This is a genomic window from Sorangium sp. So ce375 (assembly GCF_051473855.1).
GTDB lineage: Bacteria > Myxococcota_A > Polyangia > Polyangiales > Polyangiaceae > Sorangium.
Genome location: NZ_CP150335.1, coordinates 11,738,060 through 11,753,084, shown reverse-complemented (window position 1 = coordinate 11,753,084; position 15,025 = coordinate 11,738,060). Strand labels below are relative to the sequence as shown.

General features: G+C 71.3%; 12 protein-coding genes. 4 read left to right on the top strand and 8 right to left on the bottom strand.

From position 1 onward, the window contains the following. Positions 1-12: 12 nt before the first annotated feature. Together WME90_RS43680 and purB are read right to left on the bottom strand one after the other, a co-directional pair. Positions 13-1,812, bottom strand: coding sequence for a DUF885 domain-containing protein (locus tag WME90_RS43680; protein ID WP_437278019.1), 1,800 nt, complete (start codon positions 1,810-1,812; stop codon positions 13-15). Positions 1,813-1,860: 48 nt separating this feature from the next. Then, positions 1,861-3,159, bottom strand: coding sequence for an adenylosuccinate lyase (purB, locus tag WME90_RS43675; RefSeq protein ID WP_437278018.1), 1,299 nt, complete (start codon positions 3,157-3,159; stop codon positions 1,861-1,863). Positions 3,160-3,359: 200 nt separating this feature from the next. On the opposite strand from purB, the gene WME90_RS43670 reads away from it, so the two are divergent. Beyond that, positions 3,360-4,106, top strand: coding sequence for a universal stress protein (locus tag WME90_RS43670; protein ID WP_437278017.1), 747 nt, complete (start codon positions 3,360-3,362; stop codon positions 4,104-4,106). 51 nt (positions 4,107-4,157) lie between these two features. Here WME90_RS43670 and ggt read toward each other — a convergent pair whose 3' ends face one another. From ggt to WME90_RS43650, 4 genes are all read right to left on the bottom strand, one after another. Then, a complete protein-coding gene (ggt, locus tag WME90_RS43665; RefSeq protein WP_437278016.1) occupies positions 4,158-6,050 on the bottom strand; it encodes a gamma-glutamyltransferase in 1,893 nt (630 codons plus the stop codon). 165 nt (positions 6,051-6,215) lie between these two features. Next, complete coding sequence (locus WME90_RS43660) at positions 6,216-7,022, bottom strand: hypothetical protein (RefSeq protein ID WP_437278015.1); 807 nt, start codon at positions 7,020-7,022, stop codon at positions 6,216-6,218. A 244-nt stretch (positions 7,023-7,266) separates the two neighbouring features. Next, positions 7,267-8,379, bottom strand: a complete 1,113-nt coding sequence (locus WME90_RS43655) for a WD40/YVTN/BNR-like repeat-containing protein (RefSeq protein ID WP_437278014.1) — start codon at positions 8,377-8,379, stop codon at positions 7,267-7,269. A gap of 38 nt (positions 8,380-8,417) precedes the next feature. Next, positions 8,418-9,518, bottom strand: coding sequence for a hypothetical protein (locus WME90_RS43650; RefSeq protein WP_437278013.1), 1,101 nt, complete (start codon positions 9,516-9,518; stop codon positions 8,418-8,420). 157 nt (positions 9,519-9,675) lie between these two features. On the opposite strand from WME90_RS43650, the gene WME90_RS43645 reads away from it, so the two are divergent. Beyond that, entirely contained in the window at positions 9,676-9,897 is a 222-nt protein-coding gene (locus WME90_RS43645; RefSeq protein ID WP_437278012.1) for a hypothetical protein, read from the top strand. Positions 9,898-9,989: 92 nt separating this feature from the next. Then, positions 9,990-11,189, top strand: a complete 1,200-nt coding sequence (locus WME90_RS43640; RefSeq protein ID WP_437278011.1) for a protein kinase domain-containing protein — start codon at positions 9,990-9,992, stop codon at positions 11,187-11,189. 179 nt (positions 11,190-11,368) lie between these two features. Here the strand turns inward: WME90_RS43640 and WME90_RS43635 are convergent, their stop codons facing one another. Beyond that, positions 11,369-12,670, bottom strand: a complete 1,302-nt coding sequence (locus WME90_RS43635) for a citrate synthase (protein WP_437278010.1) — start codon at positions 12,668-12,670, stop codon at positions 11,369-11,371. A 76-nt stretch (positions 12,671-12,746) separates the two neighbouring features. Between WME90_RS43635 and WME90_RS43630 the strand changes: the two genes are divergently transcribed. After that, positions 12,747-13,418, top strand: a complete 672-nt coding sequence (locus tag WME90_RS43630; RefSeq protein ID WP_437278009.1) for a hypothetical protein — start codon at positions 12,747-12,749, stop codon at positions 13,416-13,418. Positions 13,419-13,519: 101 nt separating this feature from the next. Here WME90_RS43630 and WME90_RS43625 read toward each other — a convergent pair whose 3' ends face one another. Beyond that, positions 13,520-14,950, bottom strand: coding sequence for an ABC1 kinase family protein (locus WME90_RS43625; protein ID WP_437278008.1), 1,431 nt, complete (start codon positions 14,948-14,950; stop codon positions 13,520-13,522). Positions 14,951-15,025: the final 75 nt, after the last annotated feature.

Sequence of the window (15,025 nt, the reverse complement as noted above, 5' to 3'; positions counted from 1 at the left end):
CGGCGATCTTCGTTAAGGCAGCTTCCTCGCCGGCGCCTTGAGCTCGGCGAGCACGCGCTCGCGGATGAGCGAGATCGGCGGCGAGCCGTGCGAGAGGAGCGCGTCGTGGAAGCCACGCAGCGAGAACGCCGGGCCCAGGGCCGCCTTCGCCTCCTCGCGGAGCTTCAGGATCTGGAGCTTGCCGAGCGTGTAGGCGAAGTAGCCGGGGTCGAACGTCGCGCGCACCGCCTGCTCCCGCGCCGTCGCGCGGTCCTGGAAGCAGTCGTCGACGAAGCGGCGCTCGGCCTCGTCGAGGGTCATGCCCTCGGCGTGGACCCCGAGCGACACGACCACCCTGCAGTCGCGCAGCAGCGCGTCCGCGAGCTGGCCGAGGCGGTTCTGCGGGTCCTCCTTGCCGAACCCTTGCTCGATCATCATCTGCTCGACGTAGTGGGCCCAGCCCTCCACGAACGAGTAGCTCCCGAACATCTTCTGCGTGTCCGTCGGCGCGCGGTTCTCCCACAGGCCCTGGACGAAGTGCCCCGGGTAGACCTCGTGCACCGTCGTCGACAGCAGCGTGCCCCGCAGCATCACGTACTCCTCCTGCTCCTTCCGGGGCCAGGAGGGGTCCGGCTTCGTGATGTAATAGAACGCCTCGAGCCCCTTCCGATCGAACGGCCCCGGCGCGTCGAGGAAGGCGGCGTTCCAGCGCATGTAGGGCGGCGTCTCCTTCACGATCGCCCGCTCGTCGGACGGGAGGCTCACGATCTCCTTGTCGACGATGAACTTGCGCGCCGATTCCATCAGCCGCGTCGCCTCGGCGAGGAGCTGCTCCGCCTTCGGCCGGGAGGTCTTCACCTTCCTGGCGAGCTCCTGGTAGGCCGCCTTGTTCGCCGCGAGGTCGTCCTCGCCCATCTTCTTGAACTCGGCGAGCGGCATCGAGAGCCCCTCCTGCGCGAGAAGGAGCTTCCTGTACCGCGCCTCCCCGAGCACGTGGCTCGCGTCGCCCTTCGGCAGCTCGACCTTCGCGAGGTGCTCCGCGAGCTCCGCCGCCGCGGCGGCGAACGCGGCGTTCGTCTTCTCGAAATCGGCCTGGAACGCGGGGTCGCCCACGCCCTTGAGCAGCTTGACGACGTCGCCGCGCAGGTACTCGGCGTAGCCCCGGAAGATCTTCACGGCGACCTCGATCACCGGCTTCGGCATCGGGCTCGCGAGGTTCTCGAGGATACGGGGCACCTGGACGAGCGCCGCCTTCTCGTGCTCGAGGAGGCGCCGCGCGCGCTCGGGCAGCGGCGCGTACGCGCGATCGAGGTACTGGTTCACGCCGAACAGGTCGCTGTAGAACTGCGGCCGCCGGCGCCACTCCTCGATGTCCCTCCCGCCGAAGATCTTGAGATCGATCTGCTGGAGGAGGAGCGCGCGATCGAGCGCCTCGTCCGGGGAGAGCGCCGCGGCGTCGACGGCGGCGAGCGCCGCGCGGTCGCGCTCGAGGCGCGCGAGCCGCCGCTCGATCGCCGCGGCGGCGTAGTCGCCGACCTTGCCGTCTTGCTCGTGCAGCCCGCGCGAGCGCGCGAAGGCCGGCTCGTCCGCGACCCACTCGCGCAAGATCCGATCGCGCAGCGCGGTGAACGGCTCGCGCGGCGCGTCCGCCGGCCGCGCGGGCTCCGCCGTCGCAGCCTGAGGCGGCGCCGCGGCCGGAGCGAGCGCCGTGCCGGGGGGCGGAGGCGGCGTCGAGACGCTCCCGCCGCAGGCGGCGAGGACCGCGAACGGCGCGAGCAGCGCGAGACGGCGCCAGCGCGAGCGGCGGAGTGGTGTGGGGGCGGGTGCGGCCATGACGCGCGCGAGCCTGTCAAAGCGGCCCGCGCAGGTCAACGGCGCAGGTCAGTCGCGGAGCGCGCGATCGATGATCGTGTCCACGTGCGAGAGCGCGTGGTCGAGGTCGAAGCAGCGCGCGATTTCGTCCGGGGCGAGCAGCGCGGCGACGTCGGCGTCGGCGGCGAGGTTGTCGCGGAAGCGGCCCTCGCCCGCGATGGCGCGCATCGCGCAGCGCTGCACCAGCTCGTAAGCCGCCTGCCGCGGCCTGCCCTTCTGGACGAGCGCCAGGAGCACCGCCTCGCTGAAGAAGAGCTCGCCCGTGCGGTCGAGGTTCTCGCGCATCTTCTCGGGGTACGCGACGAGCCCCTCCACGAGCCCCGCGGCGCGGTCGAGCATGAACCCGAGCGTCGAGGTCGCGTCGGGCGCGATCATCCGCTCGACCGACGAGTGCGAGATGTCGCGCTCGTGCCACAGCGGCACGTTCTCGAGCGCCGGGATCACGGCCGCGCGCACGATGCGCGCGAGGCCGCACAGGTTCTCGCTGAGGATGGGGTTGCGCTTGTGGGGCATCGCGCTCGAGCCCTTCTGCCCCACGGAGAAGCGCTCCTCCGCCTCGCGGACCTCGGTGCGCTGCCAGTGCCGCACGTTGGTCGCGAGCCGCTCGATGCCCGCCGCGATGAGCGAGAGCGCGGCGAACAGCTCGGCGTGGCGGTCGCGCGCGACGACCTGTGTCGAGACCGTCTCGGGGCGCAGCCCCAGGGCGGCGAGCGCGCGCTCCTCGATGCGCGGCGACAGGTGCGCGTACGTGCCAACGGCGCCCGCGATCTTCCCGACGGCGATCGCCTGGCGCGCCGCGAGCAGGCGCGCCTTCCCGCGCTTCATCTCCGCGAGGTGGCCGGCGAGCGCCAGGCCGAACGTGATCGGCTCCGCGGCGATGCCGTGGCTCCTGCCGATCATCGGCGTGCGCCGGTGCTCGTCCGCGCGCCGCGCGAGCGCACCGCAGAGGTTGTCGAGCCGCGCCAAGAGCATGTCGGCCGCGCGGACCAGGAGCAACGCGAGGCTCGTGTCGAGCACGTCGCTCGAGGTCATCCCCCGGTGCAGCCACCGCGCGCCCTCGCCCGCGAGCTCCTCGACGTGGGTCAGGAACGCGATGACGTCGTGCTTGACCGTGCGCTCGATCGCATCGATCCGCGCCGGATCGAGCGAGAGCTGCTTCGCCCGGATCCCCTTCGCGATGCCGGCGGGCACGAGCCCTTCGGCCTCCATCGCCTCGCAGGCGGCGAGCTCTACCTCGAGCCAGGTCGAGAATCGGGTGGCGGGCGACCAGAGCTCTTCGAATTCGGCGGGAGTGTAGCGGGGGATCATGGGCGGGACGCTGCGAAGGTCTGGAGGGTGCGTCAAGGATGGAGTGGTCCCGGGAGGTCCGGGCGCGCGCCCTGGGACGTTCGCGCCGGCTCGCGCTGCTCGCCCGCGCGAGCGTCCGCCTGTGCACGGCGGTGCATGGCGCGCGCGCCGCGCGCGGCGGGGCGCTTGCGGAGGCGCGGCGCGCGGCGAACGTTGGCGCGATGCCAACCGAAGCACCGGCGCCCGCGCGCGCCGATCAGGGCAGGCCGTTCGCCCGCACGCCGCACGCGGCGGGCGACGCCGGGCCAGAGACGCTGCCCGCCGGGGCGAGCGAGCCGAGCGGTGTCGGCCAAGCGCCGCGCGTCCCGTGGGGCGAGCCTGGGCGCCGCGAGCCCGCGGGGCGCGCCGGCGGCGCGGCCGCCGACGCGAGCGAGCCGGCCGCCGTGCGCGAGCCGGCGCCCGTGAGCGAGCCGGCCCGCGCGAGCGCGCGCGCGGGTCGCCGGGTGAGATCGTACATCGTGGTGGTCGCGATGGACCTGTCCGAGCCGGGCGGGCGGGCGTGGCGCTTCGCCTTCGATCTGGCGGCGCTCCGCGGCGAGACGGAGATCCACGCCGTGGTCGTCGGCCCGCGGCAGGTCGCCCCCGCGGTGCGCGACGTGACGACGCCGGGCGCGTCGTCGCCGCCGTCGCTGCGCGTGCTCCAGCACCGGTTCGCGGATGGCCAGGCCCGGCTCATGGCGATGCACTTCCGCACGGGCCGGCCGGACCGCGCCATCGTCTCGCTCGCGCGGGAGCTCAGCGCCGATCTCATCGTCGTGGCCACGCACCCGCAGTCGCGGCTGCAGCGGCTCTTCGGCGGCTCGACCGCCGATCGGATCGCGCGGAACGCGCCGTGCCCGGTCGTCGTGGTGCGCCCCAAGGAGGACGACGACGCCGACGCCGCCAACTACGACCCCAGGCTGCGATGAGGCGGAGGCGCGCGGCGGCCCGCCGCGCGCTCGACGTCGCCCGCGCGCGGATCACCGTCGCTGCGCGCTGGGGGGCTGCGCGCCGGCCTGCGCCGCCGGGCCGAGCTCGCCGGGCGCGCTGACGCCCTCGGCCTTGCCCCCTTCGCGCGTGTCCGCGTAGCCCCACGCGACGCCGGCGGCGTCGACGAGGAGGTTGTTCGCGTCGCCGATCGGCATCGGGTCGAGCACGAGGACGTGCCCTCGCCGCGCGAGGTCGTCGAGGGCGGCCTGCGGCGGAGGCGTCAGCCGCTCGACGCGCACGCGATCCGGCATCCACTGGTGATGGATGCGCGCGTGGCGGACCGCTTCGTCGATCGTCATCCCGTGGTCGACCAGGTTGCGGAGGACCTGCGCCACGGTGTTCGGGATCGTGTCGCCGCCGGGCGATCCGAGGACGAGCGCGACCTTGTCGTCGCGGCTCACGATGGTCGGCGTCATCGAGCTCGCCATGCGCTTGCCCGGCGCCACGGCGTTGATGCCCGTCTCGGAGAACGCGCCCATCGCGTTGCCGAGCAGGATGCCGGTGCCGGGGATCACGACGCTCGCGCCGAAGCTCGCCGACTGGGTGGTCGTGCACGAGACCGCGTTGCCCTGCGCGTCGATCACCGAGAAGTGCGTCGTCTGCGGGGACTCCGGCGCGGCGGCGCTCGAGGGCGCCGCGATGTCGGCCGCCGGCGTGGCCCGCTCGGGGTCGACCGGCGGCCTGCGGCGCATCAGGTAGGCCCCGTCGAGGAGCTGCGCGAGCAGCGGCGCCGTCTCGGGCCCGACGAAATCGGGATCGGCGCTCACCTTGCGCCGATCGGCGTACGCTCGCTTCGCCGCCTCGACGAACAGGTGCAGCGACAGGGCCGAGTCGACGGGCGCCTCGTGCGCCTTGAGCCGCTCGAGCGTGAGCATGATCTCCGCGAAGGCGACGCCGCCCATCGAGGGCGGCGGCATCGTGTCGACGGTGAAGCCGCGGTACGAGAACCGGAGGGGCGCGCGCCACTTCGCCTGGTAGGCGGCGAGGTCGGCCTCCCTGATGTGGCCGCCGCGCTCGCGCATCGCGCCGGCGATCTTCCGGGCGATCGCGCCCTCGTAGAACGCGCGCGGCCCCTCCGCGGCGAGCGTCTCCAGGGTGCGGGCGAGGTCGAGCTGGCGCACCAGCTCGCCCTGAGCGACCGGCCCCTTGCCCCGCCCCCAGATGGCGCTCGCGGCCCGATCGGCCTTCAGCCGCGGCCACGCCCAGCGCAGCGTCAGCGCCTGCCGCGCGCCGAGGCGGTGCCCCTTGCGCGCGAGGGAGATCGCCGGGGCCAGGAGCTCGGCGAGCGGGCGGGCGCCGAACCGCTGGTGCGCCAGGGCGAGGCCGGCGACCGAGCCCGGGACGCCGGCGGACGCATAGCCGTGCGCGCCGGCGCGCACCATCGCCATGTTCGACTCGGTGGTCACCGACGCCGGCGCGGCCTCGCGGAAGTCGATCGCCTGCGTCTCGCCGTTCGCGAGGCGCACCAGCATGAAGCCGCCGCCGCCGATGTTGCCCGCGCTCGGGTGGGTCACCGCCAGCGCGAACGCCACGGCGACCGCGGCGTCGACCGCGTTGCCGCCGTGCCGCAGCACGTCGGCGCCGGCGTGCGTCGCGTGCTCCTCGACCGAGGTCACGAGCCCGGCGTCCCCGCGCACCGCCCGCGGGCCGCCCGAGGCGAGCGCGATCGGCGGCTCCGGCGGCAGCGGCTCCGGCGCCGCGGCGCTCGCGGGAGCCGCGGCGGCGCTCGCGGCCTGCGGCGCGGCGCTCGCGCTGGCGACGGCCGGCGCGCCCGAGGTCGCGGGCGCCTCCGGGTGCGGTGCGGGCGGCGTGCGGGTCTCGCAGCCCGCGAGCAGCGCGAGGGCGAGCGCCCAGCGCAGCCTCGAACGACGGAGCAGGGTCATCAGGGTGGGCGCGAATCTACTACGGTGCCGGAAAGAGCCGGGCCGGGCCGCGCAGGGCGACCCGGCCCGGGGACGTGGTTCAGGGTGCGAGGGTGCGCTGCGGCGCGCGCTGGAGCCGCCCGGAGGCGCCTCCAGCGCGGGCCGTCAGCAACACCGGGCTCCGGCTCAGGAGCGCTTGCGGCGGCGCGCGGCGGCCACGCCCACGCCGGCGGCGAGCGCCGCGAGCCCGGTGCCCGCGAACGGCGCGGAGGAGGACCCCGGCGCGGCGGCGCAGGAGACGCTGGCCTCGGCCTCGGCGTGAGCGTCCACCTGGATCTCGAGCGAGCTCAGGTAGTCCAGGCAGTCCTGCAGGCTCCCGGCGACATCGACATACTGATCGTTGCAGAACAGGGCGCCTTCCGGCTCCGTGCACTTCGCTTCACACCCGCCCTGGAGCTCGACCGTGCAGTTCGCATTGCAGTCGATATCGCAGTCGAAGTTCGCCTCGGCCTTGCACTCCCCTTGGCAGCTCGCGTCGCATTTTGCCTGGCAATCTGCGCTCGGCGGCGTCCCCTCGCAGCTGGCGCTGCACTCGCCGTCGCAGCTCGCCTTGCAGGCCCCCTCGCACTCGGCCTGCGAGCCGCTGGAGTTGGCGCTCGCCGAACACTTGGCGCTGCAGTCCGCCTTGCAGCTCCCCGAGCAGCTCGCCCTGCAGTCGAAGCTCCCGGGATCGACGTCGCACTTCGCAGTGCATTCCCCGGAGCAATCGACGTTGCAGTCGGCGCTCGCGCTGGCGTTGCACGAGCCCTCGCACCGCCCGGCGCACGCCGCAGTCAGGCTGACCGGCTCGCAGCTCGCAGTGCAGCCGCCCGAGGTTCTGAACTCGCAGTTTGCGCTCGCCGCGAGCTGGATGTTTCCACATGCCTCCGGGCCGGGCGCCGCCCACGCGGACGAGGTGATGGCCAGAGGGATCGCAAAAGTAAACGCACTCACAAAAAGCTGAGCAATGGTCCGTCGCATGCCAATTCTCCTGGGTTCAGAGCGCGGTATCCGCGTGTGGTCTCCGCAGGTGTTGCAATCGGACGACCAGCGCCACCCTTTGAAGCATTTCCCAAGAAAAAAGTCTCGCCGGTCGTGCCTGCTCGGCCATGGCGTATCGCTAAGTTCACGGTCTCATGTTGCGCCATGCCACACTGAGCGCATGTCCGCACAGGTGCGGATATCTGCGACGTGGTGATCAGCGGCTCACAGTGTCGGCGATTTGCCCCGTTCCGTAGCGCGCCACCACGCCCTTGCGAGCTCTGCCCGGGGTCGGCTGGCTAAGGAAGTCCCCGCCGACGGCCCAGAAGGCCCCTTCCCCGTCGGCCCACACGGCGTGGAGATCGGCGTAGGGCTCGTCGGTGAACTCATCGATCCAGGCCCCGTCGACGAGGCGCTGCTTCAGACCTCCATACCCGACGATCGCGACCTCCCCCGGGCGACCGCAGGCGACGCCGTTCACGTCGTTGGTGAGCTCTATCTCGAGCCGGCGCCACGCCGCGCCGTCCGAGCGGAGCACGTCTCTCCCGCCGACCGCGTACACCTCTTCACGGCTGCAGCCGGCGGTCGTGAAGAGGGTGCCCTGCGCGAGCGGCGGATCGGACTGCAATTCCCAGGTCGTGCCCGAGCGGTGCCAGATCACGCCGAACTCGCCGACGACGTAGAGGTCGTCGGACGATTGTCCCCATACCTTGTAGAGCGCCCGGCCGGTCGCCACCGGCAGCGGCTCTGGCGACCACGCGCTGCCGTCCCAGCGGAGGACGATATCCTTCTGTGCGTCCGCGCCGCTGCCGGGCATGCCGCCGACGGCCCAGGCGTCGTCGGGAGAGAACGCGATCACGCCCCACAGCGTCGCGTCCGTCCCCGTCTTGTGCTCCGTGAACGTCGCGCCGTCCCACCGCGCGGCGCGGCCGCGCTCGCCGACCATCCAGACGTCGTTCGGACCGGAGCCGGCCACCCACCAGAAGGTCTCGTCCCCGCCCGCCGGGAGCTCGCGCCACGTCGCCCCGTCGTAGTGCAGCGCGAGCGTCGCGAGCCCCGTGTTGCCGAGCGGCCCCCCCACGGCGAACACGTCGTCGGGCGCCGTCCCCCAGATCGACAGGACCGCGCGATCGAGATCGCCCTCGTCGAGCAGCACGCGCCACGCCGGCGGCTCCTCTTCGGGCGGACTCACAGGATCGTCGGGGCAGCCGGCGAGGGCGACCGCGCCGAGCGCCGCCACGGCAATGGAGTGAAAGCGGGTGCGCATGGGATAGAAGACCAGCCTGGAGAGGCCCTGCCGTCGCGCCGCCGACGTCGGCCACGCACGCATCCGGCGAGCATCCACCTGGAGCGCCGCTGTGGAGGGGCTCAGTTGCAGAACACGTCGGTCTGCTTCGGATAGTAATAGACGAAGATGTTGCAGTGCTCGTTCTTCTCGACGATCGGCCCGAACGTGTAGCAGCAATCGAGCGCTTCGTCGGCGGTCCCGTTCTTTGTCACGTCGTACTCGTCGAGGCCGCTGCACCCCACGGACGGGTCCGGCGGCTGCCACTCATAGGTGCACCCGTACCAGACGCCGCCGTTCATCGGGAGCTCCCTGTCGAGCTCCGGCGCGATGAGCATCGGCGGATCGTCCCACGCGCTCGATGTGTAGAAGCGATCCGAGGCCGGAGGCGTGCCGATGGTCTTGCCGTCCCATGCGTACATGTCGAACCGCGTGCCTCGGCTGTGGAAATGGCCGTTGGCGCCGATGATCTTCACGGGCGAGGGGCTGTTGATCTGGCACGAGCCCTCGAACGTGGGCCGCGGGTTCGACTGACAGACACGGATGGACTGCTTTGTCGCGAAGACAGTGCCCATCTCGGCCTTGACCTCGGCGTCGGGCAGCGCCCAGAAGTTCACCCGGACGCGGCCGACCGCCGTGGGGGTCTTCTGCGACGCCGCATTGACGTAGTGCGTCTGCAGCATCAGCCACTCGTCGGGCGCGAGGACGTTCGCGACACCCTCGGGGAACTCCCAGTCGAGGTGGCCGTTCTGCTGGGAGTTGGCGATGAGCGGCCAGTCGGCCCAGTTGGGGCTCTTGAAGCACTCCCCCACCCCGTTCTGGTTCTTCTGGATGCGCCCGCCCTCCGGCCCCAGCCCCTTCACGGTCTTCACGCGGAAGATGTTCATGTGGTGTGAGCCGTCGCGCTGCGCGATCTGCACGCGGTGGAGGTTCACGGGCGCGCTCGGGTCCAGCCCGTTCGACGCGGCGAGCTCGCTGACCTTGAAGAAGTAGCAGTCCTGCTGCTCGACCCCCGGCGGCACCTCGGTCTCCTCGGTCTGCATCTGGAAGCCCTGGCCCGCGGGCGGCACATCGAGCAGCGACTCGTCGACCGGCGCGGGCGTCTCGCCCCCGCCCCCGTCGACGCAGGCCACGGCCCCCAGCACGAGAGGAAGCAAACCAAGCGTCAGCGATCGAGCAGCCATGAATCCCTCCAGGCAATCGCGCAGCGATGATGAAAGATATACACGGCTGCACATTTTCAGGGCGCCCGTGTCACCGGGCAGGCATGGTTCCGTCGGGCGCCGGGGCGTCGTGGCCGAGCGGGGGCAGGTGCTGCTAGGATGTGGGAGAGGTTCAACCATGGCGGCGCCCAAGAAATGCGGTCCACACACGGAGCTCGCCTCGAACGAGGCGACGCGCATCACCCGGTGCACGTGTGGCACCGTCCACGTGACACTCATCGGTCCTGGCGTGACGTTTCGCATGCCAGCGGACGCGTTCCGCGGCGTCGCCTCCGGGCTCAAGGCAGCGGCCGAGCGGCTTGACGACGACGCGCGTTTCGGCACGACCTCCATCAATTAGCTTGCGCGCCCGCTGCGGAGCGGCCTACCAGTGGCTTCGCCGCTGAGATCTCTCTCTCCTCGGATGGCCGCTGGTAGAAAGAGGCGCCTTTCGTGTACGACGACGACGCGGAGCACTGGGTCGGCAAGACGTTCGCTGGGACGTGGTGGATCGAGCGCGTGCTCGGCACCGGCGGCATGGGGAGCGTGCTGCTCGGGCGGGCGGCGGACGGCTCGCAGGTCGCGCTCAAGGTGCTGCACCCGGAGCTCAACGCGATCGCCGAGGTGCGGAAGCGCTTCCTGCGCGAGGGGTTCATCGGGAACACGCTCGGCGGGACGGACGCGGTGCCCGGCGTGGTCCGCCTGCTCGGCTCCGGCGAGACGCCGGAGGGGCTCGCGTACCTGACGATGGAGGCGCTCCAGGGCGAGACGCTCTTCGATCGGATGGCGCGCACCGGGACGATGCCTGCCGGCGAGGTGCTCGCGCTCGCGGACCAGGTGCTCGAGACGCTGGCGATCGCGCACGCGCGCGGCGTCGTGCACCGCGATCTCAAGCCCGAGAACATCCACCTCGGCAACGACGGGCGCGTGCGCATGCTCGACTTCGGCATCGCGCGCGTCGTCGACGGGCTCACGGGCCTGCCCGAGAAGACCGCCACAAAGACGGGCATGATCATGGGCACGGCGACGTACATGGCGCCGGAGCAAGCGACGGGGCTCATCCACGACATCGACGGGCGCACGGATCTCTTCGGGCTCGGGGCGACGATGTTCCGGCTGCTCTCGGGCCGACAGGTGCACGGCGAGGTCACGGAGGCCATGGAGGTCATCGCCGCCGCGACCGAGGCCGCGCCGCCGCTCGCCTCGGTCGCGCCCGGGATCTCGCCCGCCGTCGCGGCCGTTGTCGATCGCTCGCTGGCGTTCATCAAGTTCCATCGCTACCCGAACGCCGAGACCATGCGCGCGGACGTCCGCGCTGTACGCGCAGGCGCGCTGCCTCCGTACGCGCAGGCCGTCATCGAGGGGCGCATCCGCGCCGGCCAGCCGATCTCTCAGCCGGCGCCTCCGCTGCACGCCGGCGGTTCGCCGAGCGCGCGCCCGCAGCCGACCGTTGTGGAGCCGCCCGCGGCCCCTGGCCACTCGATGAGCCGACCGGAGCGAACGCTCGACGACAACCAGCCTTCGCATCGCCGCGCCGGCGCGCCGCTCTCGCAGCTGTCGACGGGCAAGCTGCTCCTGCTCGTCGGCAGCGCCTCGCTCGTCACGGGCGTCATCGTGGCGGTGCTCGTCGGCCTGCTGGTGATGAGCCGCTGATGGACCGCGAGCGCGCCGCCAGGGGCGCGCTCGTCGACGTGGAGGGGAGCGTCGGAGGATCCGTCGTCGCGCTGTTGCTGAGCCGCTGATGGGCCGCGAGCGCGCCGCAGGGGGCGCGCTCGTCAGGTGGAGGGATCGTCGGGGGAAGGTGCCGGCGGGGCAGCGGGGCCCCGCCGCGGTCACTCGCGCTCGTCGAGCGGCGTGTAGTCGACGGCGTTCTCGCCCGTGTAGATCTGCCGCGGACGGCCGATCTTGCCGGTCGGGTCGTCGTTCATCTCCTTCCAGTGGGCGATCCAGCCGGGGAGGCGTCCGAGCGCGAACATGACGGTGAACATGTTCGTGGGGAAGCCGAGCGCGCGGTAGATGATGCCGCTGTAGAAGTCGACGTTCGGGTAGAGCTTCCGCTCGACGAAGTACGGATCCTTCAGCGCGGTCTCCTCGAGGCGCTGCGCGATGTCGAGCAGCGGATCCTTGATGCCGAGCTTCGCCAGGATCTTGTCGGCGGCCGCCTTGATGAGGACGGCGCGCGGGTCGTAGTTCTTGTAGACGCGGTGGCCGAAGCCCATCAGGCGGAAGTTCGAGGTCTTGTCCTTCGCGAGCTTGACGAACTTCGAGACGTCGCCGCCGTCGGCGCGGATCGCCTCGAGCATCGTCACGACCTCCTGGTTCGCGCCGCCGTGGAGCGGGCCCCAGAGCGCGCAGATGCCCGCGGCGACCGAGGCGAAGAGGTTCGCCTTCGAGCTCCCGACGAGGCGCACCGTCGACGTCGAGCAGTTCTGCTCGTGATCGGCGTGCAGGATCAGGAGCAGGTTCAGCACCTTCACGATGTCCTCGTCGATCTCGTACGGCTCCGCCGGGACCGAGAACATCATGTTGAGGAAGTTCGCGCAGTACGAGAGCGAGTTCTGCGGGTAGACGAACGGCTGGCCGATCGACTTCTTGTACGAGAACGCGGCGATCGTGCGCACCTTCGAGAGCAGCCTCGCGATGGTGATGTCGAGGTGCTCGGTGTTCTTCACGTCGATCGCTTCCGGGTAGTAGCTCGACAGCGAGAGCACCATCGCGGACAGGATCGCCATGGGGTGCGCCGTCGACGGGTAGCCGTCGAAGAAGCGCTTCATGTCCTCGTGGATCAGCGAGTGCCGGGTGAGCAGCGTGGAGAACCGGGACAGCTCGCTCTTGCTCGGCAGCTTGCCGTAGATCAGGAGGTACGAGGTCTCCACGAAGGTCGACTTCTCGCCGAGCTGCTCGATCGGGATGCCGCGATAGCGGAGGATGCCCTTCTCGCCATCGAGGAACGTGATGGAGCTCGTGGTCGAGGCCGTGTTGACGAAGGCCGGGTCGATACAGACGTACCCGGTCTTCGCGCGAAGGGATGCGACGTCGATCGCCTTCTCCCCCTCGGTGCCCGTGATCACAGGCAGCTCGATCGTCTGCTCCCCACCGTTCTTCTTCAGCGTTAACTTCGCGGTCTCCTGCACGCCTCCTCCTTCCGCCGCAGCGCGGCGTAAGCTATCACGGGCCAAGGGAAGAATGCTTCCCCGAGAAAATGAGGTGATGCATTTGAGCGAGCCGGTCGTGCGGGGGGAGCTGGCCCACCACCCGGAGGCGCCTCGGTTCGCGGCCGAGGTGCGTCGAGTCCACGGGCGTTACGCCGACGAGGTCGTCGCTCGCTACCGGCTCTGCCCGTTCATGCGCGACGCTGCAACCGGATTCGGACGCTTTTACGTCCTGCTCGATCGCGAGCCCGTCCTGGAGACGGCGCTGGCGGCGATGGAGGAGGCCGACTCCGCGGTCGTGCACCTGGTTTTCCCGTGCATCCATACTCCGTCGCCTCAGTTCGAGCGCTTCGCGTCGCGCCTGGGCGAACAGCTGCGGCGGCGGCTCAGCCCCGCTCCGGTGCTGGCCGCGTTCCACCCCGAGATGGCAGGGGACGAGACGAGCTCGCACCGGCTCGTCGGTCTCCTGCGACATGCACCAGATCCGTTTGTGCAAACGATTCCAGAGGGGCTGAACCATACGGGGACCGTCCTCGCCGGGGCGGGCGTCGAGCCCGCGGAAGACCCCGCTGAGGACAATTACCGACGGCTTCAAGGGGCTGGGATCGCCGCAGTCAAGATGAGGCTCGAGGAGATCATGGCAGATCGGGACTCGAGTTATGCGCCCTCGCTCGCGCGGCTCGGTCTGAGCCGCCCCGGTCCGCGCTTCGACCCCATCCCGCCGCGATAGCGCGCAGCCGAACGGCGCGGTCTGTCGCGCGCGAAACCCACATTAAACGCACGCGAAACGCGTGCGAAACACGAGATCTCGGCGCCTCGCTGGCACTCGGTTCAACCCGCGGGCGAGCGGGGCGGCGCTGGACTCGATCCGTCGGAGCCGGCCTTTGCCTCGCGCTGGGCGAGCAGCGGCATCAGGTACGGGAAGCCGGCCGCCATCGTGTCGAGGTGGGGATCGATCTGGGCGGCCAGCCAGAAGAGGAGCACGCAGGCCCGCTCGACGTAGAACCAGTCCTCCGGGTACTCGAACGACCGCATCAGCTCCTGGAGCTCGCCGCGCTCCAGCTCGGGGTCCGCCAGCCGCTCCAGCTGCTCGGGGCGGGCGCGCATCAGCGCCGCCGGCGTGCGATCCTGGATCTTGAGCAGCTTCGCGAAATAGGTCTTCACGGTCCGCTCGAGGAGCGCGTCGTTGCCCCCGGGCGCGACGAAGCCCATCCTCCGGAAGCCGCGCACGACCGCCGCGTCGTCCTGCGCGAAGATGCCCTTCAGGATGTCGAGCAGCCCGTCGATGAGCTCGTCCCGGGCCTCGCAGATCGCGCCGAAGTCGAGGACGACGAGGCGAAAGCCGCCGCCTTCCTCCGCGCTCCGCGCCGCGACAAGGAAGTTCCCCGGGTGCGGATCGGCGTGGAAGAAGCGATCCGCGAAGAGCATCTTGTAGAAGGCCTGCACGAGCCTGAGCGCCACGTCGGAGGGCTCGACGCCCGCGCTCCGGAGCGCATCGAGGCGGGTGATCTTGATGCCCTCCATGAACGTCATCGTGAGCACGTCGCGCGTCGTGAGCTCGTGGACGACCTCCGGGAGCGCGATGCCCGCATCCCCCTCGAAGTTCTGCGCCATCCGCTCCATGCACGCGGCCTCGTGCAGGTAGTCGGTCTCGCGGCGGAGCAGATCGACGAGCGACTCGTGCACCCGCTCGATGCGCCCCACCGGGACGAACCGCTTGTAGACGAGGATCGCGAGGCGCAGGACGCGCAGGTCGACGGCGATGATGCCCCGGATGCCGGGGTAGAGGAACTTGACCGCGACCTTGCGGCCGTCGTGGAGGCGAGCGACGTGGACCTGCCCGAGCGACGCGGCCGCGAGCGGCGTGGGCTCGATCGACGCGAACAGCTCGCCCGCCGAGCGGCCGAAGCTCGCGCGCAGCGCGGCCTCGAGAGCGCTGAAGGGGTGCGGCGGCACCTGGTCCTGGAGCTGCTCGAGCTCCTTGCCGTAAGCGCGAGGCAAGAAGCCGCCCATGATGGACAGCACCTGGCCGAGCTTGATGAAGACGCCGCGCAGCTGGAGCATGACGCGCAGCAGGCGCCGGGCGTTGTTCTGATCGACGCGGGCGCGGCGCGCGACGAGCCAGCCGGGCGGCTCCCGCGCAGGGGAGCCGCTCCCCAGGCGCCTCGTAAACACCCGCACGAGCCCCAGCTGAACGAGGTAGCTCGTCAGGATGATCGAAAACGCGAGCAGCGCGCGGAAGAGTCGGACGGCGAGCGTCATGTGCGGCAAAGCAGCCGCACCATGCTACCGCAGGGGCCGCGCGGGGCCAGCGGTGCTCGCCCTCTAGGGACGGGT

What these genes read in the sequence shown, in the direction of transcription:
- WME90_RS43680 (WP_437278019.1), bottom strand. Translation starts at nt 1,812, where the DNA reads ATGGCCGCACCCGCCCCCACACCACTCCGCCGCTCGCGCTGGCGCCGT.
- purB (WP_437278018.1), bottom strand. Translation starts at nt 3,159, where the DNA reads ATGATCCCCCGCTACACTCCCGCCGAATTCGAAGAGCTCTGGTCGCCC.
- WME90_RS43670 (WP_437278017.1), top strand. Translation starts at nt 3,360, where the DNA reads ATGCCAACCGAAGCACCGGCGCCCGCGCGCGCCGATCAGGGCAGGCCG.
- ggt (WP_437278016.1), bottom strand. Translation starts at nt 6,050, where the DNA reads ATGACCCTGCTCCGTCGTTCGAGGCTGCGCTGGGCGCTCGCCCTCGCG.
- WME90_RS43655 (WP_437278014.1), bottom strand. Translation starts at nt 8,379, where the DNA reads ATGCGTGCGTGGCCGACGTCGGCGGCGCGACGGCAGGGCCTCTCCAGG.
- WME90_RS43650 (WP_437278013.1), bottom strand. Translation starts at nt 9,518, where the DNA reads ATGGCTGCTCGATCGCTGACGCTTGGTTTGCTTCCTCTCGTGCTGGGG.
- WME90_RS43645 (WP_437278012.1), top strand. Translation starts at nt 9,676, where the DNA reads ATGGCGGCGCCCAAGAAATGCGGTCCACACACGGAGCTCGCCTCGAAC.
- WME90_RS43630 (WP_437278009.1), top strand. Translation starts at nt 12,747, where the DNA reads ATGCATTTGAGCGAGCCGGTCGTGCGGGGGGAGCTGGCCCACCACCCG.
- WME90_RS43625 (WP_437278008.1), bottom strand. Translation starts at nt 14,950, where the DNA reads ATGACGCTCGCCGTCCGACTCTTCCGCGCGCTGCTCGCGTTTTCGATC.